Origin of the sequence: Finegoldia sp. BIOML-A1 (genome assembly GCF_009678325.1) — a bacterium.
GTDB classification, from domain to species: Bacteria; Bacillota; Clostridia; order Tissierellales; family Peptoniphilaceae; genus Finegoldia; species Finegoldia magna.
On record NZ_WKZF01000011.1, the window covers coordinates 23586 to 47663 of the forward strand.

Annotated in this window: 23 protein-coding genes; 11 read left to right on the forward strand and 12 right to left on the reverse strand. The window is 32.6% G+C overall.

The window, feature by feature from the left end; translation table 11 throughout:
• Positions 1 to 109 precede the first annotated feature (109 nt).
• Positions 110 to 946 (forward strand): MIP/aquaporin family protein, encoded by an 837-nt coding sequence (locus tag GKG00_RS08120; protein ID WP_154254993.1) that lies wholly within the window; start codon positions 110 to 112, stop codon positions 944 to 946.
• Positions 947 to 983: 37 nt separating this feature from the next.
• On the forward strand, positions 984 to 2042 hold the full coding sequence (locus tag GKG00_RS08125; protein WP_094206697.1) for a methyltransferase domain-containing protein: 1059 nt from the start codon (positions 984 to 986) through the stop codon (positions 2040 to 2042).
• A 52-nt stretch (positions 2043 to 2094) separates the two neighbouring features.
• On the opposite strand, the gene GKG00_RS08130 is transcribed toward GKG00_RS08125, so the two are convergent.
• The 8 genes from GKG00_RS08130 to GKG00_RS08165 form a co-directional block, all read right to left on the reverse strand.
• Positions 2095 to 3138 (reverse strand): Fic family protein, encoded by a 1044-nt coding sequence (locus GKG00_RS08130; protein WP_154254994.1) that lies wholly within the window; start codon positions 3136 to 3138, stop codon positions 2095 to 2097.
• Between the two features lie 157 nt (positions 3139 to 3295).
• Positions 3296 to 5026 (reverse strand): proline--tRNA ligase, encoded by a 1731-nt coding sequence (locus tag GKG00_RS08135; RefSeq protein WP_154254995.1) that lies wholly within the window; start codon positions 5024 to 5026, stop codon positions 3296 to 3298.
• A 267-nt stretch (positions 5027 to 5293) separates the two neighbouring features.
• Positions 5294 to 7627, reverse strand: a complete 2334-nt coding sequence (locus tag GKG00_RS08140; RefSeq protein ID WP_154254996.1) for a hypothetical protein — start codon at positions 7625 to 7627, stop codon at positions 5294 to 5296.
• 11 nt (positions 7628 to 7638) lie between these two features.
• Positions 7639 to 9693 carry an MMPL family transporter gene (locus GKG00_RS08145; RefSeq protein ID WP_154254997.1) on the reverse strand — a complete coding sequence of 685 codons (2055 nt, stop codon included), beginning with the start codon at positions 9691 to 9693 and terminating at the stop codon, positions 7639 to 7641.
• Positions 9694 to 9704: 11 nt separating this feature from the next.
• Positions 9705 to 10295: a TetR/AcrR family transcriptional regulator gene (locus GKG00_RS08150; protein ID WP_227905991.1), complete on the reverse strand. Its 591-nt coding sequence runs from the start codon at positions 10293 to 10295 to the stop codon at positions 9705 to 9707.
• A 303-nt stretch (positions 10296 to 10598) separates the two neighbouring features.
• Positions 10599 to 11855: an adenylosuccinate synthase gene (locus tag GKG00_RS08155; RefSeq protein ID WP_154254998.1), complete on the reverse strand. Its 1257-nt coding sequence runs from the start codon at positions 11853 to 11855 to the stop codon at positions 10599 to 10601.
• A 267-nt stretch (positions 11856 to 12122) separates the two neighbouring features.
• Positions 12123 to 12362 carry a hypothetical protein gene (locus GKG00_RS08160; protein ID WP_154254999.1) on the reverse strand — a complete coding sequence of 80 codons (240 nt, stop codon included), beginning with the start codon at positions 12360 to 12362 and terminating at the stop codon, positions 12123 to 12125.
• Positions 12363 to 12464: 102 nt separating this feature from the next.
• Positions 12465 to 12962, reverse strand: a complete 498-nt coding sequence (locus GKG00_RS08165) for a nucleoside 2-deoxyribosyltransferase (RefSeq protein WP_110058286.1) — start codon at positions 12960 to 12962, stop codon at positions 12465 to 12467.
• A 105-nt stretch (positions 12963 to 13067) separates the two neighbouring features.
• On the opposite strand from GKG00_RS08165, the gene GKG00_RS08170 reads away from it, so the two are divergent.
• From GKG00_RS08170 to GKG00_RS08190, 5 genes are all read left to right on the forward strand, one after another.
• Positions 13068 to 13931, forward strand: coding sequence for an ABC transporter ATP-binding protein (locus GKG00_RS08170; protein WP_154255000.1), 864 nt, complete (start codon positions 13068 to 13070; stop codon positions 13929 to 13931).
• Entirely contained in the window at positions 13931 to 14683 is a 753-nt protein-coding gene (locus tag GKG00_RS08175) for an ABC transporter permease (protein WP_094223051.1), read from the forward strand. Before GKG00_RS08170 ends, GKG00_RS08175 begins: the two co-directional genes overlap by 1 nt.
• Before the next feature lie 51 nt (positions 14684 to 14734).
• Complete coding sequence (locus tag GKG00_RS08180) at positions 14735 to 15403, forward strand: response regulator transcription factor (protein ID WP_002841974.1); 669 nt, start codon at positions 14735 to 14737, stop codon at positions 15401 to 15403.
• Positions 15404 to 15491: 88 nt separating this feature from the next.
• Positions 15492 to 16904, forward strand: a complete 1413-nt coding sequence (locus GKG00_RS08185; protein WP_241673674.1) for a HAMP domain-containing sensor histidine kinase — start codon at positions 15492 to 15494, stop codon at positions 16902 to 16904.
• A gap of 100 nt (positions 16905 to 17004) precedes the next feature.
• Complete coding sequence (locus GKG00_RS08190) at positions 17005 to 18036, forward strand: M42 family metallopeptidase (protein ID WP_154255002.1); 1032 nt, start codon at positions 17005 to 17007, stop codon at positions 18034 to 18036.
• A 59-nt stretch (positions 18037 to 18095) separates the two neighbouring features.
• Here GKG00_RS08190 and GKG00_RS08195 read toward each other — a convergent pair whose 3' ends face one another.
• Complete coding sequence (locus GKG00_RS08195; protein WP_172976500.1) at positions 18096 to 18359, reverse strand: hypothetical protein; 264 nt, start codon at positions 18357 to 18359, stop codon at positions 18096 to 18098.
• A 186-nt stretch (positions 18360 to 18545) separates the two neighbouring features.
• Here GKG00_RS08195 and GKG00_RS08200 point away from each other — a divergent pair, with 186 nt between their 5' ends.
• The 3 genes from GKG00_RS08200 (at position 18546) to GKG00_RS08885 (ending at position 19116) form a co-directional block, all read left to right on the forward strand.
• Entirely contained in the window at positions 18546 to 18710 is a 165-nt protein-coding gene (locus tag GKG00_RS08200) for a hypothetical protein (RefSeq protein WP_002835797.1), read from the forward strand.
• A gap of 12 nt (positions 18711 to 18722) precedes the next feature.
• Positions 18723 to 18872 carry a hypothetical protein gene (locus GKG00_RS08205; RefSeq protein WP_002835798.1) on the forward strand — a complete coding sequence of 50 codons (150 nt, stop codon included), beginning with the start codon at positions 18723 to 18725 and terminating at the stop codon, positions 18870 to 18872.
• A gap of 70 nt (positions 18873 to 18942) precedes the next feature.
• Positions 18943 to 19116, forward strand: a complete 174-nt coding sequence (locus GKG00_RS08885) for a hypothetical protein (RefSeq protein WP_002835799.1) — start codon at positions 18943 to 18945, stop codon at positions 19114 to 19116.
• Between the two features lie 116 nt (positions 19117 to 19232).
• Here GKG00_RS08885 and wecB read toward each other — a convergent pair whose 3' ends face one another.
• The 3 genes from wecB to GKG00_RS08220 are packed head-to-tail and all read right to left on the reverse strand — an operon-like array spanning position 19233 to position 22762.
• Positions 19233 to 20324, reverse strand: coding sequence for a UDP-N-acetylglucosamine 2-epimerase (non-hydrolyzing) (gene wecB / locus GKG00_RS08210; RefSeq protein ID WP_002835800.1), 1092 nt, complete (start codon positions 20322 to 20324; stop codon positions 19233 to 19235).
• Between the two features lie 55 nt (positions 20325 to 20379).
• Positions 20380 to 21606, reverse strand: coding sequence for a nucleotide sugar dehydrogenase (locus GKG00_RS08215; protein ID WP_154255004.1), 1227 nt, complete (start codon positions 21604 to 21606; stop codon positions 20380 to 20382).
• Between the two features lie 13 nt (positions 21607 to 21619).
• Positions 21620 to 22762 (reverse strand): glycosyltransferase, encoded by a 1143-nt coding sequence (locus GKG00_RS08220; protein ID WP_154255005.1) that lies wholly within the window; start codon positions 22760 to 22762, stop codon positions 21620 to 21622.
• Between the two features lie 274 nt (positions 22763 to 23036).
• On the opposite strand from GKG00_RS08220, the gene GKG00_RS08225 reads away from it, so the two are divergent.
• Positions 23037 to 23966, forward strand: coding sequence for a hypothetical protein (locus GKG00_RS08225; protein ID WP_154255006.1), 930 nt, complete (start codon positions 23037 to 23039; stop codon positions 23964 to 23966).
• Positions 23967 to 24078: the final 112 nt, after the last annotated feature.

Below are 24078 nucleotides of genomic sequence, written 5' to 3' on the forward strand. Positions count from 1 at the left end.
ACCACTTTTAAAATGAAAAGTTTTTCAATTTCGTTGACTAGTTATCTTTTATAATTTATAATTAAATTACGATAGTATTTATCGTTAAATAATTTCCGGAGGTGAACTAATGAGTTCAGAAGATAACAATTGTTGCTGCGAAGTTGTAACAAAAGAAAGCCTTATCCAAGGATTTACTGGTGAGGTTATTGGTACATTTTTGATGTGTTTTTTAGGAATTGGTGCTGTAGCAACGGCTACTTTATATCAAGCTCACACCGGTCCATTCCAAGTTGGTATGGTTTGGGGTCTTGCAATCGCTATTGCGATTTACGCTACTAGAAACTTGTCTTGTGCGCACTTCAACCCAGCGGTTACTTTTGCAATGTGTATTTCAAAAAGATGTTCATGGAAGAATTTCCCTGTATACATACTAGGTCAATTCATTGGAGCTATTCTAGCTGCAAGTGCGCTTTGGGTATTTTTCGCTGATTCTGTGAGAAAAAATTTATCTGCAGCTAATTTAACAATGGATGTAGCATCACCAGCATCAAGTATTTGGATTGAAGTGTTCCCTAACACAGCAAACGGCGTAATCAGTATGCCTGTTGCGGCTTTCGCAGAAGCTCTAGGAGTTTTCATTTTGGTTATGATTATTTTCTCAATGACTGAAGGTTGTAACATTGGTAGACCAAGCGACGATTTGTTCCCATTATTTATCGGTCTAACAGTTGCCGCTTTGATATGTACAATTGGTCCTATGACTGATGCAGGACTTAATCCAGCGAGAGATTTCGGCCCAAGAATCGTGGCGTATTTTGTTGGATGGAAAAACATCGCATTCACAATGGATGCATTCATAGTTTATGTACTTGCTCCACTAATCGGAGCTGGACTTGCAGCGATTTTCTTTACAAAAGTAATCGAACCAATGCAAAACTCAAAAAATAGTTGCGGTTGCAATTAATGATATAATAATATTAGAATAACATTAGGAGGTATTTATGGAAGATATTAGAAAACAAGTATCAGAATATTACAGCAATATAACTACAGAAAAAGAAGGCAAAATGCAAACTCAAATCTGTAGTTGTTCGGATAGTATGCCACTTCATATCAAAAAAATAAGAGGAATGGTTAATCCTGAACTTTTGAAGAGATTTTACGGTTGTGGATCTCCAATTCCATCAGCTCTTGAAGGATGTACTGTGTTGGATTTGGGATGTGGAACAGGGGTCGATGTGTATGTCGCTTCTAAATTAGTCGGTGAAAATGGAAAAGTAATCGGTGTCGACATGACAGATGACCAATTGGATTTTGCTAGAAAATATCAAGATCAAATGGCTGAAAAATTTGGCTACAAGAAATCAAACGTAGAATTCAAAAAAGGTTACATCGAAGATTTGAAATCTATAGGAATAGAAGATGAATCTGTAGATGTTGTCATCAGTAACTGCGTTATCAACCTTTCTCCATTCAAAGAAGAAGTATTCAAAGAAGTGTGGAGAGTATTGAAAAAAGGTGGAGAATTGTACTTCTCAGATATTTTCGCTGACAGAAGGGTTTCTGATGAAATTTACCAAAACCCTGTATTACGTGGTGAATGTTTAGCGGGAGCAATGTATGTAGAAGATTTCAGAAGATTATTGCATAAAATCGGCTGGGAAGATTTCAGATATACTAAAATCACTAAGGCACCAATCGAAAACAGAAAAATCGAAGAATTAGTTGGCAATGTGAACTTCACATCAAGAACTGTAAGAGCTGTGAAATTACCAGGAATTATCGAAGATAGATGCGAACAATATGGACAATTCGTAACTTATCGCGGAGGTATTTTAGGTAGTGAACACTACTTCGATCTAGATGACCACCATAGATTCTATAAAGATTTGCCGATGGCAGTGTGTGGAAATAGCTGCGCAATGATCGAAGAAACTAGATTTAAAAAATACTTCGATGTCGTTGGAGACAGAACAAATCACTTTGGTCTGTTCGATGGTTGTGACGGCCCAGGAAATGAATGTGATTGTGATGGTAACAGTGGTTCTTGCTGTTGCTAATTATAAAAATATAAGCTGTGAGTTTTCTCACAGCTTTTTTGATTGCGTAAAATCATGCTTTAATATATTTAGTTGCCCTTCCACTACCTATTTGTTTAATTAAATGTGTGTCTTTTAATTCTTTCAAGGCTCTTTCAATAGTTCTTTGAGAAATATCGGGACAAAGCATAACAATATCAGACTTTGACAATGGTTTCAGAGTTTTTTCGAAAATCTTCATAACTCTCTCAGCAGATGTCAAAGATTTTTCTCCGATAAGTCTGAATCTCTCATCACACTCAACATATGCCTTGTAAATAACAGATAACATATATTTTATAAATGGCAACTCGTTATTTTCTCCAGAATGCCAATTCTTGCTTGATGATTGTAATTGTTCATAATACATGTCCTTAGTATCTTCAATTATCATTTCCAAGGAAATATATTTTCCTACAAAGAAACCATTTTTGTATAAAAGTAAAAGCGTCAAAAGCCTTGACATTCTACCATTTCCGTCATAAAAAGGATGAATACACAAAAAATCATGCACCACAGATGAAATTAATAACAATGGTGGTACTTTTAATTTTACGGCTTCATCATAAGCACTTATCATTTTATCGATATAATTTTCCGTTTCAAATGCAGACACTGGCTGAAACCTTATCTTTTTCTCTCCAAATGCATTTGTTTCCACAATGCTATTATCGATAGTTTTGAATTTCCCTTTATAACTTTCAGAAGAGTAATAATACAACCTACTATGAAGAGTCAAGATATTATTTTTCGTAAAGTCAATATCTGAATAATTTTCGTGGATAATATCCAACACTTCCCTATATCCATATATTTCTTCTTCATTTCTATTTCTAGGTTCACTTTTTTTCTTCATTAACTCTTCTAATCTACTATCATTTGTAGAAATTCCTTCGATTGCATTAGAAGATTTTGTTGACTGAATCTTCGCAACCTCCACCATCTTTTCAAGTACATCAGAAAAATTTGCCACATAAAGTTCCTGTTTGCCTTTATATTCGTAAATTTTTGATATCAAATCGTACATATTTGCAGGAATATTCAGATTTAATAATTTTGAATAATCAAATTCTCTCATACATTCTCACCATCTTTCTCGCCATTATACCATAAATGGCGTAGATAAATCAATATTGGCGAGATTAATCTCGCCATTATTATTAATTTGGCGTAGATAAATTAAATGTGGCGAGAAAAAAACTACGAGCCTTATCGCCCGTAGTTCTCATTATAAATTATCTGTACAATCCACCAACTGATTTTAAGTTAGCGTTGATGATTTCCATTACTTTTTCGTAAGCTTCTGTTGATGACATTTCTACATTTTCAAGTGTTTTTCTTTCAGAAAATTCTACTATGTCATCAGATGCTTTCTTTCCTACAGTTATTCTTAGTGGGATTCCTATTAAGTCACGGTCGTTGAATTTTACTCCTACTCTTTCTTTTCTGTCATCAAGTAGAACTTCTACTCCTTGAAGAAGTAACTTTTCGTAAAGTTTTTCTGCAAGTGTATTTTGTTCTTCATTCTTTGTGTTAACAACTGTGATGATTACGTGATATGGTGCTACAACTAATGGCCAAATCATTCCCTTGTCGTCGTGGTTTTGTTCTACAATTGCGCTGACACTTCTTGTTACGCCGATTCCGTATGATCCCATCCAGAAGAATTGTTCTTTTCCATTTTCATCTAAGAATGTTGCATTCATACTCTTGGAATATTTTTGTCCCAATTGGAAGATATTTCCAACTTCGATTCCTCTTTTGAATTTCAATGGAGATTTTGTTTCAGGATCGATGTCTCCTTCTTGTACCATCAATAAATCTTCCACGATTTCTCCTTCGAAATCATCCCCGTAGTTTACGTTTTTGATGTGGTAGTTTTCTTCATTCGCTCCAACGACGAAGTTTTTCATTTGTGTAACTCTTGAGTCAATGATGATTCTTGAATCTAGTCCGATTGGTCCTGTAAATCCTGGTGAGCTGTTCAAAGCTAGGATGTCTTTTTCTTCCATCATTTCGATTTCGTGTTCTGGACATTTCAAATAACTTACAAGTTTGGACATATTAAGTTCACGATCTCCTGGAATGAACACAATTACAGGTTTTCCTTCTACCATCAAATCCACTGCCTTCAAGCAATGTGCTGCATCAACATTTAAGAAATCACTTACTTCTTCTATTGTTTTACAGTTTGGTGTGAGGACTTTTTCTGATGGAAGTTTTTCTACATTTTCATCGTTTACTTGATAGTACACGTATGCTTTTTCGTCAGTCGCTGCGAAATCACTGTCATCGCTGTAGCAAATCACACCTTCACCTACATCACTAAGTGCGATAAATTCGTGCGAACTGTTACCACCCATGGCACCGCTGTCTCCTGCTACGATTTTGTATTCCAAACCAAGTCTATTGAATACAACTTCATACGCTCTCCACATATTCATGTAAGCTTCACGCATCGCTTCTTCATCTACATCAAATGTGTATGAGTCTTCCATCAAAAATTCTCTGGAACGGTTGATTCCAAATCTTGGTCTTTTTTCATCACGGTATTTTGTTTGGATTTGATAAATATTAAGTGGAAGTTGCTTGTAGCTTTTGATTTCACCTTTTACTAAATCTGTAAAATATTCTTCGGCTGTTGGGCCAAGGCAGAATTCGCGGTTGTTTCTGTCTTGTAACTTGAACATTTCCGGTCCAAATGTCTTCCATCTTCCCGATTCTTCCCAGATTTCACGAGGTTGAGTTATAGGCATGTGGATTTCTTGTGAACCGTAGTTGTCCATTTCTTCACGAACGATGTTTTCTACCTTTCTTACAATTCGATATCCCAATGGCAAATAACTGTACAATCCTGCTGCCGTTTTTCTAATCATGCCAGCTCTTAATAGAAACTTGTGGCTTGCTATTTCTGCATCTTGTGGATCCTCTCTTAAAGTTGGCATATAAAATTTATTCATTCTCATAATTTACATGTTCCTTTCTTTGGTGTATTTAATATGTATCTAAAAAAAGATCCTCCGTCACGAAGACGAAGGATCGCTATACCACTTCTAGTTTGTTAGTTATAAGGTGACAACCCTATGATTTTGACATAATCTCCGAGTTAGGTTCATTCTATCGTAAATGAAAGTTCCCACCTTACACTTTCTCTCTGAAAAATCGTATAGAACTAATATTCTCTTCATCGATACATTAGATTGTATCAGAATAGAATGTTTTTGTAAAGATTACTATTTTATTTTTTCGACAATTCTTGATTTTGTTTCAAAATTATTGTCTGTTCCTGTGAATGAAGAATCTTTAACTGCCAAATCACTCATAGCATCGATGATGTCTTTGAATTTGTTCAAATCTTTTGTCTTGTTGGATAATTCATCAATTCCTTTTTCTTTGTATTCTTTTAGTTTGGAGCTGAATTCTTTTTGTCCAGAAGCAAGCTTGTCGCTACCTGATTTTAATTGTCCAGTTGATGAATCTAATTTTCCAAGTCCATCATTTAACATATTGATTGCATTACTCATTGGAATGATGGCTTTTTCATTGATTTGTGACAATGAAGATAAAAGAGCTGATTGTTTGTTGAATTCTTGTAATCCACCAGATAATTTTGATGAGCCTTCAACTAACGCACTTGAATTCTTATCCAATTCTTCCATTCCATTCAAAAGCATTGCCATTGCTTTTTCGTTTTGCAATGTTCCTTCTTTTAATGTTTGTGATCCACCTTTGATTTGACCTGTTGCATCGTCAAGTTTGTCGATGGAATCCTTTAATGTTGATAATCCATCTGCGCCGTTCAATGCACCACCCATTTGTCCCAAGCCTTGAGATAATTGGTTAGAAGAATCTACAAGTTTTGCTTTTGATTGATTCATAGCGGCTGATGTTCTCATAAGTGCATTGGATAAATCAGCGTTTCCTTGTGATAATGCACTTGAACTTTGTGCTAATTGTGCCAATGCTGCTTGTAGTTTTTGTTGCCCAGCATTTTGTGAACCAGCATTTCTAATGGATTCTGCTTGAACGTACATTACATTTTTTTGTGCTTGAAGATATGCAATTATGTCGTTTAGTTGTCCTTCTTCATTGTTTGCTTGTAATTGTTGGATTGCATTGTTCAATCCTTCTGCTGAGCTTTCAAGTCCACGTGCGATTTTTTCTGCACTTGCACTTGTCTCAGCACCACCTGCAAGTTGTGCTACTTGTTGTAATTTTTCGTTGAATTGTGCGCTTGAATCTTTTAATTGTTGTGATTTTCCAGAAATTTGTTCAACTGTATCTGCTAATTGACCGTAGCTTCCTGCCAAACCATTCAAACCATTTGATAATTGTGATGATTTTTCAAGTAGTTGGTCTTTTTGCGCAGTCATTTCTTTCATACTTTCAGTTCCAGCTCTTAATTGTGAAGTAGCATCTTTTAATTTGCCAACTCCATTGTCCAAATCAGTCGCACCTTTGGCTAGTTTTTCGGAGCCTTCTTTGATTTTAGCTGTGTTTTCTTTGATTTTAGCTACAGCAGCTGTGTAATCTGAAATTCCGTTGTACAATTTCAAGCTACCGTCATTCATTTGAGCTACATATCCTTGGATAGGACCTACTTTTGATTGTATTCCTGAGAATTTGCCTTGCATTTGTTGTGTAGATGATGCAAGTTTTTGTGAACCATTGTGTAGTTTTGTAACTCCTGTTTGCATTTGTGAAATTCCTGAGTTTAGTTTGTCTTGTCCTTCAGATAATTTAACTGATGCATCTACAAGTTTTTGTGAATTATCTTGTAATTCTTTAACACCGTTTTGAAGTTTATCTAATGAGTCGATATTTTTCTTTTCTTGGAAGAATTCGTTAGTGATTACAGAGTAGATTTCTACTGGTTTGTAATCTTTAATATCCATTTCAACTGAAACTTCGTCTTTGAAGTTGTCCAATTCTTTGTCTTCTACAATTCCTGTTAAGTTTTGTTTCATACCTGGCGTCATAACTGTAGTTACTATTTCGTTCTTTCCGTCTTTTACAACTTTGATATCGTCTGATGTGACGTTTTCTACTTTTTCATCGTCAAATGTCATCGCTGCTACAACGACATATGGTGAATATACATTTTTTGATTGTCCGTCAATTGTTTTGGCTTCGTATCTGTTATTTTTAGAATTGATTACAATCTTCAAATGACCAGACTTACCTTCCAATTCAGAAGCTTTCATTTCTTTTCCATCTAAGAAGTATTTTACAGATATATCCACTGGAAGTTTTTTGTCAGTGTCACCTTTGTAGTAGATGTCTTTTTTGTTTTCATCTAATTTCAAATAACCATTTTCAGATTTTAGTTCTTTGTCTGTTTTCAAATCTTTTACATTTTTCAAATTAGATTTGTCGTTTGCTTTTATATTTTTATCTGAATTTAACCATACAGAAACTGATTTGTCTTTGATTTCGTTACCTTCTACTGTTACATAAACTGTTTCTGATTTTTTGATTAAATCTTGTTGTTCTGCAAATGATAGGTTAGCAAATGTCATTGAAGATACTAATGACAAGGCTAAGATTTTTTCAATATTTTTCTTCATAGTCTTCTCCTTTACGCTAAATTTTTAGTTGTTTTCTTGATAAATGGGAATGTAATGCTCAATACTGCTGGAAGTAATATTATGATTACAAGCATACTGATGATTGCTCCCCTAGCCAATAACGTACATATTGTGGATACTATTTCCATTTTTGAATAAATTCCTACACCAACTGTTGCTGCCATGAATGATAAGGCACTTGTAACAATTGATTTGGATGTTTCTCTTACCGATGTTTTCAACGAACCATTTACATCTTTAGTCTTTCGATATTCGAACAAGAATCTGTCCGTCATTAATATAGAATAATCTATCGTAGATCCCAATTGGATTACGCCGATTACTATCGATGTGATAAACGGAATTGTTTGATTGAAGTAGAATGGGATTGCCATGTTGATTTGAATTGCAAGTTCTATGGCTGCTATCAATACAACTGGAATTCCAAATGATTTGAACGATATTGCGATGATTATGAATACTGCAATTAATGATGCTATGTTAACCATCTTGAAGTCTTGATCGGAAATATCTGTCAAATCGTCTGTAAGAACAGCTTCACCTGTCAAATATCCGTCCTTGTCGTGTTTTGCTATTACATCACGCATTTGTGTGATTTGTTTGTCTACTTCGTCAGATGCTGTTTGGTATTCTGAATTAACCATAAGCATTTCGTAGCCGTTTTTTACGAAGTTATCTCTGAGTTTGTCTGGCAAGAATGTCGCAGGAATTGTAACACCTGTGATTGAATTCGTTCCGACAACTGAATTGATACCGTCGATGTGTTCTAACTCATCAATCATAGAATCCATAGCAGTATTAGATAAATCATCTTTTACTACGATAAAATGAGTACTTGCCATATTGTAGTCTTTCTTCATTTTATTAAGAGATACAATGGAGTCCAAATCTTGTGGCAATGATCTATCCAAGTTGTAGTATAATTTTGTGTTTACAGATCCATAAATTGCTGGAATGAACAACACTACAAATACTAATGCCAACACTTTTCTCTTGTCTACGACGAAGTTTGGTAATTTTGTAAATTCTGGAAGTAATACTTTGTGATTGTATTTGTCCACAGCTTTTTCTGTAAGAAGTAGCATTGGTGGAAGAACAATCAAAGTAGATAAAAGTCCGATGAATACACCCTTACTCATTACAAGACCGATATCTTTACCCAACGATAATCTCATCAATATCAAAACCAAGAATCCTGCAAAAGTTGTAAGTGAAGATGAGAACAACGATGAGAATGTCGCCTCAATTGCTTTCGCCATTGCCTTCTTATGTGTGTCTCTCTTTTTCTTTTCCGCTGCATATCTATGATACAAGAAAATCGAATAATCCATCGTTACGGCAAGCTGCAACACCGCTGCAATCGCCTTAGTAATGTAGGATATTTGCCCTAAGAATATATTAGTCCCAAAATTATAAATAACAGCATATCCTATATTCAACATAAATACGAATGGAATTACAGTCGATTCATTCGTCAAGCTCAACACCACAAGTCCAAGTGCCACAGCAAGTATTACATAAATTGGTGTTTCCTTATCTATCAAATCCTTAGTGTCTTTTACAAGAGCACTAATACCACTCAAGTATTTTTCTTTGGATTCGATTTGTTTGATTTGATCTATCGCCTTCATAGTTCTCATTGAAGATGACGATTCACTAAACTTAACCATCATTAAAGTACTATCTTTTGCATAGAACACATCTCTAATATCATCTGGCAAAAATTCATTAGGAACAGTTGGCCCAATAATCGAAGTCTTGGAAATAACATCCTCAACCCCGTCGATTTTTTTCACTTCTTCTCTTAATTTCTCGGCATCGTTGTCTGTGCCTTTTAAAATCAACATCCCAGTAGCTGCATTTTTGAAATCTTTGTCCAAAATAGTTTGGCCTTGTGTAGACTTCAAGTCAGTTGGTAAATAAGACAAAATATCGTAGTTAATATTAGTCGCCTTGTAACCAATTATTGATGGAATCAACAACAAAGTCATAACCAAAAGCACTAACTTAGGATGATTAGCTATAAATTCTGAAAATTTCTTCATGTAAATCACCCTTATCTATTTAAAATTTGTTTAATAACTTCAACCAAAACAGACTTCATTTCATCAATCGATAAAATAGAATCCTTTCTGATTGCAAGCTTACAAGTTGAAATCACAGTCTCAATCGTCAAAGAAAGAATATATAATTTTTGTGAATCAGAATATTCTTTTGAGAACAACTGTGAATACTTCTTCAAAATGTATTTCAGCGCAGTGTCTGTTTCAGAAAATCTCTTATCATTTTCTACCTTAGCATACAACGCCCAGTTCAAATTACTCGCAACAAGTTCAAACTCAAAAGGATTAGCAATATAATAATCAATAATATAATCCAAAAAACTAATAAACCTTTCAACATGATCTTCTTGTGTGCACTTCTTCTCAGTTTCCACCACCAAATCTGTAAGCTTCTTCAGAACGATTTGTTCCTTCAAATCTTCCTTATCCTTAAAATAAGAATAAAAAGTTCCCAATCCCAAATCAGTGTTGCTCATAATATCTCTTATAGTCGTCTTATCAACGCCTTTTTTCTCAAACATCTTAACCGCAGACTGAATTATTTGTAATTTATTATCTTTTTTCTTTTCGTCCAAATACGACACAACTAACCTCCTTTCATCTCTTGAACACTGTTCATTTCTTTTGACGTTTTATATTGTAACACTTTTTTGAACTATGTTCAACATTTTTCCTAAAATTTTTTATTTTTATTTTTTCGATTTAAAACGTTGAAAATCCAGCATTTGTTTTGCAAATTTCGTTTTTATTTGATATTTTTCAATTTCATAAAACAAAATTTTTGAAATTTTGTAACATTTTTTTATAAATTTTCGGGGGTTGGAGTCTGATGTGAATTTGGACAAAAAAATACCGTGGATCTAGTCCACGATATAATTTGTAATATTTTATTTTATATTCATGATAAAATCTCTTTTTTCCATAATTTCTTCTGTTTTTGGACCATAAGAAACGTAAGAGATTTCTGTGTCTAATTCTTTTTCGATGAATGTCATGTATTTCAAGAAGTTTACTTCAAACACATCATTCCAACCGTCAAATTCTTTATAGATTGGTTTTGCTTTTTTGAAATCATTTGAAATGAATGGCATTTTTTGTTCAACTCCATCAATTTCATATCCAACGCATACTTTTACTTTGTCGTAGCCGTTTAATACGTCTGCTTTTGTCATGACAATTGAGTTGATTTTGCTTTTTTTGATTGCATAACGTAGTTGTGCAAGGTCAATCCAACCTACACGTCTATTTCTTCCAGTTGTAGCTCCGAATTCATTGCCTAATTTTCTAAGCTTGTCTGCTTCTTCATCGAACAATTCTGTTGGGAATTCTCCTTCTCCAACTCTGGATGTGTATGCTTTTACAACTCCCATGATTGTGTCATCATCAGTCAATGTAACATCTGCTGCTGATGCGCTGTAAGCAGTTGTTGTGCTTGATGTAACGTATGGGTATGTTCCCGAGTCTAAGTCAAGCATGATTCCTTGTGCACCTTCGAAAAGAACTTTTTTGTTTTTGATTTCTTCTTCGATTTCAGATGCTGATGTGAACGTAACGCCCAATTTTAATAATTGGTCGAATTTGTCAAGCAAATAATTTACTGTTTCGTCGACATCGATGTGCATTTTGCCTTCGTAGATGTTGTTTTTCAAATAAACTATTTCTTCAACGCGTTCTCTTAACAATTCATCGTCAAACAAATCAATAATTCTAACGTTTTGTCTAGCAGCTTTGTCTTGATAAGCAGGTCCAATACCTCTTTTTGTAGTTCCGATAGGATTTTTTCTCATAGATTCCAACAATCCGTCTTCTTCTTTGTGGTAAGGTAGAACGATAAATGTTTCTACATCGACCATAAATCTCTTGGAAATTCCTGGGAAATCAGCTTCCAAAACTTTCAACTCTTCAATCATTTGTTCTAATTCGATTACCATTCCTTTTGCCAAGAATCCCTTAGAATCTGTATCAAAAGTTATAGATGGTAGTAAATGATGTACGTACTTTTTGTCTTTAAAATAAATAGTATGTCCTGCGTTGGCTCCACCTGAAGATCTTACAATAATATCATTAAATTGAGAAAAATAATTTACAACCTTTCCCTTACCTTCATCTCCCCATTGTGCGCCAATTATCGCTAATTTATTCATAACAACTTCCTTTCAAATTATTAGATTCATTTAACTGTTAAGTTAACTACAAATCACAACTACTAATTATACCATATTCCGCCATTTAAAAATAGTATGAAAACTGTAATTTGTCTGATTTGTTATTTTGAATTATTCTTTCATTTATATTATACACCAAGTTATATCTAATTCTGATACCAACAAAAAAGTCCTCACCAAATCTCTACCAAAATCCAATGAGAACTTCGCTATGCTACGATAAGAATATTTCAATTTACTATTAAATCATATTAAAATTAAGAAAATTACGTAACCAATTACCAAAGACAAAATTATGCCAATTTTTAACTTTTTTGATATTTCCGATAAAAATATATTTGCGGCAAAGCTAAAAAAATTTATTCCCACTAAAAGAATCAATGTGATTTTTGATATTTCAATATTTTTCTTGTTAACTATAAATATTAAAATTACTGTTATTAAATAAATTAATTTGCATATTCCAGATAAGTACTTTCTTCTCATTCTTCTCCCTCTTGATAGTGAATATTCTTATCACTTATATGATAAATTTTCATTTACCATTTGTCAATAAAAAAACTAGCTATTTCTAGCTAGATTTTCTCTCTAATATTCTCTTTTAATAATATTCACGATTTCTTTCTTGTAATCGTCTGTATTTGGATAGCCAACAATGAAATATCCCTTGTCTTTTACTTGACCGACTATCATTTGGTTTCTGTATAATTTGTTCTCTCCAGTTCCCAAATATCTCATGTCTGTGACAAATCCTATGATAATTCTCTTCTTGTCTGATAATTTGTATTCTTCTTCGTAATCTTTCATCACAGAAAAAGCCATAATTTCTCCTGCAACACCATCGTCAATCGACAATCCATCAAGACAAGCTATTAAAACATCTGCTTCTTTTAACTTCGCCATGTCATTTCTTGCGATGTCGATGTCAGTGATTGTAGCATCATTGTCTTTTTTGTTGTTTATCGAATCATTTCGTTGTGGCACATACAAATCAATGTCCACTTCTTTCTCTATAAATCTCGCCAAATCTTCAGTCCAACGAAACATAGCGTCGTTGAAGAAATGTGATGCAAAATATCCTTTCATTTTTCACCTCAATTAATTTTATCATAATAATTTACCTAAATTATATACCAAATGCACTTTAAATCCACACCCGCATTTTATTATATAGATAACAAGGAGGAGCTTATGATTAAATTAAATAACGTTAAAGTTCAATACAAAGACAATATTGCTGTTGATATTAAAGATGAAATCGTCCTAGAAGATGCTCATAAAATAGGAATTATTGGATCAAATGGTGCAGGAAAATCCACGTTAATTAAGGCAATTTTGGGATTAGTTAATTATAGTGGGAGCATTTCAAGCGATATACCCAAAGAAAAAATTGCAGTTCACATGCAGTTTAACAATTATTCAGAAACGGTTAAAACAAAAGATATTATTCAAATGATTACTAATAAAAAAATAGAATCAGATGAAAATTTGATGGATTTAATAAAGTATTTCGATTTCGAAAAATTGCTTCATAAATCATTTAAAAAATTATCTGGTGGAGAAAAACAAAAACTCACTTTGATTTTGGTTATGTGGCAAAATTCTCCAGTCACTATATTTGATGAGGTAACAACAGGACTTGATTTTGTGAGTCGACAATCATTAATGGAAAAAATAGTAGAATACTACAAAGACAAGTCGACAACAATCCTCATGGTTAGTCATTATTATCAAGAATTAGAGGATATTTGTGATAAGTTGTTGTATTTACATGAAGGAAAAGTTCTTTTCTATGGAAAAAAAAGAGAGATGTTCTTAAAGTACTGTACAAGTTCAGTTATTTTAACCGAAAAAAACAACATAACAGAATCACTTATACCAAAAGATATAAGATTAGAAGCAATGGAAAACAAAATAGCTGCAGGATTTCATGATTTAAATACAGAGAAAAAATTGATATCATCTCTTGTGGATAATGATCAACAATTCGAACGTTTGAATGATTCTATTGAACTTACAGTTCTTAATGCATTGAAGAAGGAAGGAGCAAAATAATGAACAAATACATTTTTAAATTTGAGACAAAGTTACTTTTACAAAACTTTACAGGTTTATTTTTCGGAATGGTATTTCCAATATTGATGTCGTTTCTAATAATATCGGGACTCAAAGATATTCCTGCATCTCTCATTGATGAGGTAAAAAGAAGCATAGTTTTAACTATTAGTATTATAAGCCCACTTTCTATATTTTTAGTTGGATTATCAGCATTATTTGCTAAAGATTTGGAAGAAGGTGTATATGATAGGTTAGACTTGTTTTCAATTAATCATTTATCAATGGCAAAATACAAATTTATAGTCTATTATTTATTCTGGACTGTTTGTAATATTTTTTATTTTGGGGTTATGAAATACGCTTTAGGTGTTAATATTCCTTTAATATCAATAATAAAACACACAGGATTTGTAACTTTGATTGCTGTTGCTTCTTTTTTTATCGGATATTCTATATGTATATTCTTTAAAAAATTCTCTATTTCTTTTTCCCTTTCAATGGGAATATACTTTTTGAGTATGATACTAGGAGGAATGATGGGGATTCAAGTAGAAGATATGCCAAAAGGAATCAAGAAGATTGCACAATTAATTCCAATTAGTCACTTTTCTTCTATAGAATATGTGAATGAAGTCGCAAAAGGAGCAAAATTAAACTATTCATTCTTTCAATCTTTAATCGTATTAGTCTTATTATCATTAGTATTATTTACTATATCTATTTACAAAAACAAACGCAAATCGAACTAAAAACTACATTTTTTATCAACTTATTATATAATTATTATAGGATGTGATGGTATGAAAAAAATATTCTTTTTAGAAGACGAATTGCAAATAAGAGAGATTTTAACCGAATACATGAAAATAGCTGGATTTGATGTGTGTCAAAGTTCAAATGGCGATGAAGCGATTAAAATTTTGAGTAATAATAGTTTTGATGCTATCATCCTAGATATTATGGTCGAAGGAGAAAACAGCGGAATAGATGTATTAAGGTTTATACGAAATACTCCATCTATATCAAACTCAAACGTATTGATGCTGACTGCTCTTGATGATTTAAATACTCAAATTAGTGCTTTTGATCTGTATTGTGACGATTATATTGTCAAGCCAGTTCAGCCAATACTATTGATTAAAAAACTAGAAATGATAATGAAAAGAAGAAGTTTTTCACAAAATACTTCACAGGTGGGATTATCGTTAGATGAAGAAGGTTTTCGTGTATTATATAATGGAATGGATTTGAAATTAACAGTTACAGAATTTCAAATTATGTCGTTGTTTCTAAACAATCCAACAAAAGTATTTTCAAGAGAAAATCTAATTAATTCTCTCTACAACACAGATTTTTATGGAAGCAGTAGAACTATAGATTCCCATATAAAAAATTTGAGGAAAAAACTACCCAAAGACTTTATTAAAACAGTTATAGGAGCGGGGTATAAGTTAAATGAAGAAGCCTAAATTAAATATTTCATCAAAAAATTTTTTGTATAATATCATCCTCACTCTTTTGATATGTACTATTATATTTTCCTATATGGCTTTTTATATGCCCAATGTATACTTAGAAAAAAAAATAGAATCAGCAGAGAATATTGCATCATCAGTTCATGATTCATTTATAAAAAACAAAAATTACAATAATCTAAATGAAATCGCAAAAGAGGGTATGTATTCATATTTTATTCCTAAAGGAGAAGATAAAGTTGTGTTTTCTGGTCTGCGATTTAATTTAAGTATGACAGTTAAAAATGAAAATATAAAAAATCTTTTACGCTATCTTGAAACCGATGAGTTCAAAGAGATAAATTCTAAAAATTCTGAAAGATTAATAAACCCTTTAATAAAAGAAGCAAAAAAAGAACTAGAAAAATACGTTATAATTGATAATTATAGTAATATCAATAATGTATCAAAAGACACTTTTAGTATTAAAAGAAAGAATAATTCAATACTAATTAAAGCAGAGTCCAAAACAAAAGATTCTATCGCTACTAATCTCATTTTAATATCAAAACATTCTGAAGGAACTTATGTTTCTATATATCCTTATATATTTAACAGCATTTCCGATATAAAATCTACTGTGATTTCTGCATTTCCTGTGATTTTCTTGCTTATAGTAATGATAGTGTTCTTACTAAATAAAATCTACTCAAAATCAATAACACAACCAATTCTAAAGATGAATAATTTCACTAAAGTATCCAAAAACCAAAAAAACGCCAAATATGATTTGGAAATTCATACTAACGATGAAATCGAAGAACTTTCTAATAACTTGAAATCACTGTACGAAACACTAACTGAGAATTATAAAATATTAGAAAAAAACACGAAGAAAAAAGAAATCTTCATCAAATCTACATCTCACGAATTGAAGACACCTCTTCAAACTGCTATTTTATTGAATGATAGTATGATTGAAAAAATAGGAAAATACGAAGACACCGACAAGTACTTGCCAGAACTTAGGAAAAAATTATACCAAATTCAAATTCTAATAGATGATTTATTATTCATGAATAAAATTGATGAAAATCCGATAATGGAAAATTTGAAATTATCAGAGATAATGAGAGAATCCGTTAAAAATCATCATGATTTAATAGCTGAGAAAAATTTGAAAGTAACGATTAAAGGAGAAAAATCCGACATAGTAGATTATGACCATTTCAGAATAATTTTTGATAACTTACTAAAAAACGCAATAGAATACACAGATTTCGGAGGAAACATATGCTGCGATTTTAATGATGTTATTGAGATTTCAAACAATCCTACAACTGTAGATAAAAATCTTTTAAAGAAAATCACACATCCTTTCGTATCATCCACAAAAAATAAATCTAAAGGAATTGGAATGTATATCGTCGAAAACTTACTTGAAGATATGAATTATAAAATTAAAATAGTGTATTCAAACGAAACATTCACTGTGAAAATTTTAAAAACCAATTAATCTCGTAATCATTAACGAAAATATTAACTATGAGCTCAAATAATTGAAACAATGTGTTTATATGTGGTATCATAAAAATATATTTTAGGAGGTTCTCAATATGGAAAATTTAGATTTTTTAAAAGAAATTTTAATGACTTCTTCTCCATCTGGCGATACTAAAGTCGTTATGGAAAAAGTTAGAAAAAAATTCGAAGAATTAGGAAAAGTTGAAATCAACTTCACTAACAAGGGCGCAATGGTTGTTACTCTTCGTGGTGAAACTGACGAAAAACAATCTACATTCGCAGCTCACGTGGACACATTGGGATTGATGGTAAAAGAAATCAAACCTAACGGAAGATTAAAAACATTCTTAGTTGGTGGTTACGCATACAACTCTGTTGAAAATGAATATGTAACTATTTCCACAATGTCTGGCAAAAAATACACTGGTACTTGCTTAAACGACAAACAATCAGTTCACGTTTACGGTCCAGAAGCTAAAAGCAACGAAAGAAACGCCAAGACTATGGAAATCAGAATTGACGAAAAGGTTGAATCAGCTGAAGATGTAGAAAAACTTGGAATCAACGTTGGTGATTTCATCTATTTAGATTCAAGAACACAATTAACAGAAAGTGGATTCGTAAAATCAAGACACTTAGATGACAAAGCTTGCGTATACGTATTGTATGAAACAGTAAGATATTTTGTAGAAAACAACATAACTCCAAAACACACTCTTAACTTCTTCATCTCAAACTACGAAGAAGTTGGTCACGGTGCATGTTATGGAATTCCAGAAGAAACTGACGAATTCATCGTTGTTGACATGGCCGCTCCTGGAGACGGACAAACATCTTCTGAATTTAAAACAACAATATGCGCAGCAGATTCTACAGGACCTTATGATTTAGAATTAAAAGAAAGATTAGTTAGAATTTGTGAAGAAAATAATATTCCTCACGCAGTTGACATCTATCCATTCTACGGATCAGACGGATCAGCAGCATTAGCAGCAGGATATAATTTGAGAGTTGCTTTGATTGGCCCTGGTGTTGATGCATCACACGCAATGGAAAGAACTCACCAAGAAGGATTACAAGCATCTATCGATTTATGTATAAAATACATCGAAGATAAAAAATAAATTGATTTGAATTAGCCGAATAATTCGGCTAATTTTTTTGTGTAAATAGCTTTATTCTACTAAATTTCTTTGTAATCACCAATATGCATTATCAATTTTTTCAAATATTTTCCCAAAAATTTAAAATGCTTTCTGTTTTCTTTCGGGAAAATCGCAGGAAAACATTGATTAACCGTGATTTTTTTATTTTTCTTATAAAACTTGAACATATCAACATTTGTTTTCCCAAAAAATATTTTATCGAATAAAAATAAGCCTATTATGAAAACGGTATGCACAAAAATCATTCGTTTTCCTGATTTTTCTTTACAAAAATTTTTCAAAAAAGTTTCAAAAAGTGCTTGACATAGCTGTTTTATGGTTATATAATACTTATTGCAATGAGGGATATGAAATGAATTATCATTTGGATATCCAATGAATACTAAACTCGATAATTTCGTTCGTTGAATATTCATTTATTAACGAATCGAAAATCACATATAAATATTAAATGAGGGGGAACTAAAATGATTAAGAATAACAGAAAATATTTAGATTTTGCAAAGAAAACATCTCTTGGTTTGAACACAAATATGTCATCAATGACATTCGCAAGTGTCGATCATTTTAACGAAAGATTCTCTCCATTGTTTGGATCAAGAAGAATCTTCAAGAACAGAAAAAACGCATAGGGGGTAAAATTTATGAGAAAAAATAATATTAGAAAAAGTTCACAAATTAGTTTTAACACAAGTATGGCGAGCATGAATTTTGCTCAAGCGGATAACTTTTACGAAAGAATGACACCATTATTTGGTTCAAGAAAATTAAAGAAAAACAAAAAACAAGCGTAATAACTAAACAAATTAAACAAATAATAACATCTTAAAAGAGTAATAAACAATTAATAAGGGGGAAAATAATATGTTCACAAAAACAACACAAAAACAAATCAGAAATTTCGGTAAAAACTGTACAGTAAGCTTAAGCTCAAACATGGCAAGTATGAACTTTGCACAAATGAATGACTTCTACGAAAGAGTTAATCCTCTTTTCAATACTGAAAGAAAATCAAGAAAGAGCAAAAAACAAGCTTAATTAAACAATTCAATTCCAGATTAAGATAATTGAGAAAATCCAATCTGTTAACGTATCAAATTTATTTGACGTTTAAATATGAAATCCAACTTCTACATGAAGTTGGATTTTTTAGTTTATAGATTTTTGGATAAAATGTCACAGATTCTTTCAGATGCGTGGCCATCTCCGTAAGGGTTTGTGGCTTCACTCATTTTGTCGTATTCATTTTTGTCAGAAAGAAGTGTGGTCATTTCGTTGTAGATGTCCTCTTCACAAAGTCCAGTTAATTTTAATGTCCCTGCCTCTACCCCTTCAGGTCTTTCTGTTGTGTCTCTCATTACTAAAACAGGTTTGCCAAGTGCAGGGGCTTCTTCTTGAATTCCACCTGAATCTGTCATTACGAAGAATGATTGTTTCATGAAGTTGTGAAAATCAACTACATTCAACGGTTCGATGAGTTTGATTCTAGGATGATTGTCAAATACTTCGTTTGCGATTTCTCGTACTTTTGGATTCAAATGTATCGGATAAATGACATAAATATCTTCGTTTTCGTTGACCACTCTTTTAATTGCTCTGAAGGAGTTCTTCATGGATTCTCCCAAGTTTTCCCTTCTATGCATTGTTAGAAGAATCATCTTTTTACCTTCAATCAAATTTTCGTTAGAATAATTGTCACGTACTGTTGTTTGAAGTGCATCTATTACTGTGTTTCCAGTTACGAAAACTTTGGATTCATCTTTGTTTTCTCTTAGCAGATTATCCCTTGCAGTTGTAGTTGGTGCGAAGTGGAAATCTGCCAACGATCCTATTGCTTGTCTGTTAAATTCTTCTGGATATGGAGAATATTTGTTGTAAGTTCTAAGTCCAGCTTCCACATGACCTACTGGTATTCTCAAATAAAATGCTGCAAGTCCTGCAACAAAACTTGTCGAAGTATCTCCATGAACCAAAACAATGTCTGGTTTTTCTTCTTCTAGTATAGATTTTATTTTGTCCAAAATAGTTGTGGTAACATCGAACAAGCTTTGTCCTTTTTTCATGATAGCCAAGTTGTAGTCTTCTTTGATTTCGAAAACGTCCAACACTTGACGTAGCATTTCTTTGTGTTGTCCAGTTACAAGCACACAAACTTCGAATTCGTCTCTTTTTTTGAGTTCTTTTACAAGTGGACACATTTTAATCGCTTCTGGTCTTGTCCCAAAAACCACCATTACTTTTTTCATTTTTTACCTCTTTTGAAAAAAAGGCGCTGCAAATATTAGCGCCCTTTGATTTGTTTTATAATTTGTAGAAATTATATTTGTTATCAACATCGATGTTTCTTGTATCAAGTACGACTTTGTCTTTTAATACATCCATGTTTTCTCTGATTTCGTCGTGACCAATCATCACGATTACGAAATCAACATCGTCTAAGAATTTGTTCAAATCGTGGTATTGATTTTCCACAACTTCTCTTTTTACCATTGGATCGTAAACTTTCAATCCATCTCCCAAATGTTCTTTTTGGTGTTGTAATAATTGAAGTGTTGGAGATTCTCTGACATCGTCTACGTTTTCTTTGTAAGTCAATCCATAAATACCAACTCTTGAAAAATCTTTTAAGTTGTTTTCTTGCATAATATTGTAAGCACGTTTAAGAACATATTCTGGCATTGAATCGTTGATTTGACGAGCTTTGTAGATTATTTCAGTAAGAAGTGGATAATCTCCAACTAAAAACCATGGGTCAACTGAAATACAATGTCCACCTACACCAGGTCCTGGTGAAAGAATGTTAACTCTTGGGTGTTTGTTGGAAATTCTGATAACTTCGTTGACATCAAGTCCACCTTGGCGACAAATCTTAGCCAATTCATTCGCAAATGCAATGTTGATGTCTCTGAATGTATTTTCAACAACCTTTGTCATTTCAGCTGTTTTTATATTAGTTAGATTGATTTCACCTTTGCAGAAAGTTGAGTACACTTCCCTAACTTTTTCGCCGTATTTTGGATCGTCAGCTCCGATTGTTCTAGCGTTGTGTTCCAATTCGTAAACCATGTTACCAGGAATAATTCTTTCTGGAGCGTGAACCAAGTTTAATTTCTTGCCTGATTTTTCGATATATTCTTCCACAACAGGTCTAACGTAAGTGTCGATAGCTCCCGGTGAAACTGTTGATTCAACAACTATAATCGCATCTTCTTCTGCAGGTTCCAACACTGATTCTACAGCTTTCACTACATAGGAACAATCCAATTTCTTAGATACAGGATCGTATGGAGTTGGCGCTGTAATAATATAGAAAGAAGTGGACACTGGTTTTAATGAAAAAGTAATATCAGAGTTCAAAGCTTTTTCGAAAAGCTCATCCATTCCTTTTTCTTCGAAAGTTAATTCTTTATGCTTTAATTTTTCAATTACTTCTTCTTTAATATCTGTTCCCACTACCTTGTTGCCTGATGTTGATAGCATCAACGCTGTAGGTAGACCTATGTAACCTAAACCAATTACATTAATCATAATATTCTCTCCTTTAAAATAAATTTTCTATTCTATTCAATAATCTTTCGTTATTTTTTTGTGGATTTAATTCTGATTGCATTTTTCTGCAGTTTTCTTGAAGCGTGTAGTAGAATGATTGGTCATCTCTAAGTTTGAGCAAAACATTTCTCATTTCTTCGTCTGACTCGTGATCAACCGCAACTCCCACATTCCATTCGTTAACAACCTCCGACAAATAAGTGTCCCTTGCGACAATTATAGGAAGCTCAGCGTGAATGGATTCGTATAATTTGTTCGGAAGTGCAATCCTAACATTTTTCATCGACGCATCGTACACTGAGAATATACAGTCGCATTTCGAATAAAGCTCTGCAATCTCATCGTCATAGTAAAATTTGCCACGATATTCAATGAAATCTTTCGTTTCAGCAAGCTCCTTGAAGTAAGTTCCACTCTCGAAACCTGCCATCATCAAATTCATTCCCAAACCATCCATAGCTTTTGTAAGCTTTTTCAATTCGTTCAAATATCTTAGCCCACCGATGTATCCTACAGTGAAAGTATCGTGTTGGTTTTTCACCCTTAACTTATCATAATCCTTGAATAATTCCAAATTTGGAATGTTCGGCATGAACACCAAATTATCCTTGCTGTATTTTCCTTCAAAATGTTCCCAGAATTTCATACTAGTCACAATCATCAAATCCACGAATGAAAGCATATTGTTCTCTCTTTTTTTCAAAACAGAAGACACAATATTCATAGGGAAATTCTTCTTGTCATCAGTCAAATATCTGTGAATATCCGGTACTTCGTATATAATCTTAACCTTGTTGTCGTTATTTTTCTTGTATTTCGTAGCTATCTCTAGCATATCATAACTTTGGACGTGAATTAAATCCGGTTTAATTCTCTCCAATATTTTATAAGCTTTTTGTGAGAATTTGTAAGTTGGAATAAGTCTTTTCATAGGGTTACTGTTGTCAGCATCTATGTTGATTATTTCCTTCTTGCAAAAGTCACGCTTGAAATCAAATTTCTCATCTGTCCCCTTATCCCAACAAATAGCATACAAATCGAACTTGTCTTTTACTAGATCCATTCTTTTGATCAGCCTTGGAGGGGGTGTCGTATTAATCAAAAAAGTGTATTTTTTTTGATTTGATTTTTCCATTTTTCATCATCCTATTAATATATTTAACAGTTAAAATTATATCACAACTTCACTAACTTTGCTTATTTTTTCTGTAATCTTTAGAATTTCTTAACGTTTGAAATCAAAAAATACCCACACTACTATTATAAGTGTTTTGCAAATACATTTGTCTTTAATCAATAACAATTTTTATACTAAAATAAATTCACAAAACAATGTGATTTCTATTAAATAATTGATATAATTAAATTGGAAGAAAACGAATCTTCACTACATAAATTAGGAGCTAAAAATGAAACTAAAAAATTTGTTTAAAATGTTGGTGCTTTCACTATTAATTTGTTTGAGTGCGCAAGTAAGTAGCTATACAATGTATGATCCAGAATACGACGGAGAATTGTATAATGCCCCTTTTGATGGAATGCCAATTGGAATTTATAACAAGAAAGGTGTGCTTGTAGATCCTTATAACGGAACTGCAATAAAAGAGAGAAACACTTGGATAAAATTTGGTGATAACACAAAAAAATACGAAGATATCGCTGGAAACATGGACGAACTAAATCTATATGCGATTGATGCATTAAATTACGTTCGTTGGATAAACAGCGACGGCACGATAAATAAAACAAAAAGATACGACGATGTAAAAAAGAGAACAGAAAGCGGAGTAATCAGATTCATAATCAAAAAGAATCCCGCAAATAGGAATAATGTAATAGTTATTTTGAGAAATTTAAATACAGGTGAAACTCGTAAAACAGTCGTACCTTATGGCAAGAAAAAAGAAAGGCCATTGGATTTCGGACATTACAAAATCGAAAAAATGTATCAAGAAGGTGTCAATAATAAAGAATTTACGATAACACCTGAAATCAATGAATTTTCATTAAATCAAGGTAATGTAATTAATCACGACCACGACATCTACCTCACTGTATCTGAAAACATAGAATACAAAGAAGAACAAAAAAAGAAACAAGAAGAAGAGAAAAAGAGACAGGAAGAAGAAAAAAAGAAAACCGAAGAAAAGCGTCAAAAAGAAGAACAATTGAGAACAGAAAACGAAGAAAAACAAAGAAAATACGAAGAAAAACTCGCGCAACAAAAACTTCAACAAGAACAACAAAAAGCCAAACAAAAACGCATCACAATCGCTGTTGTTGTCGCTTCAGTTATTTTAATAGCCGCAGGATTTGTATTGTACAAGAAGAGAAGATAGAGCCGTGCTAAAAGCAAGGCTCCATCTTAATTTGCAGAGACTGTGAAATAGTTTGTGTATAGAAGCCTCCTGATATAATAGTAATCAGGAGGATTTTAAAATGCCAAGAAAA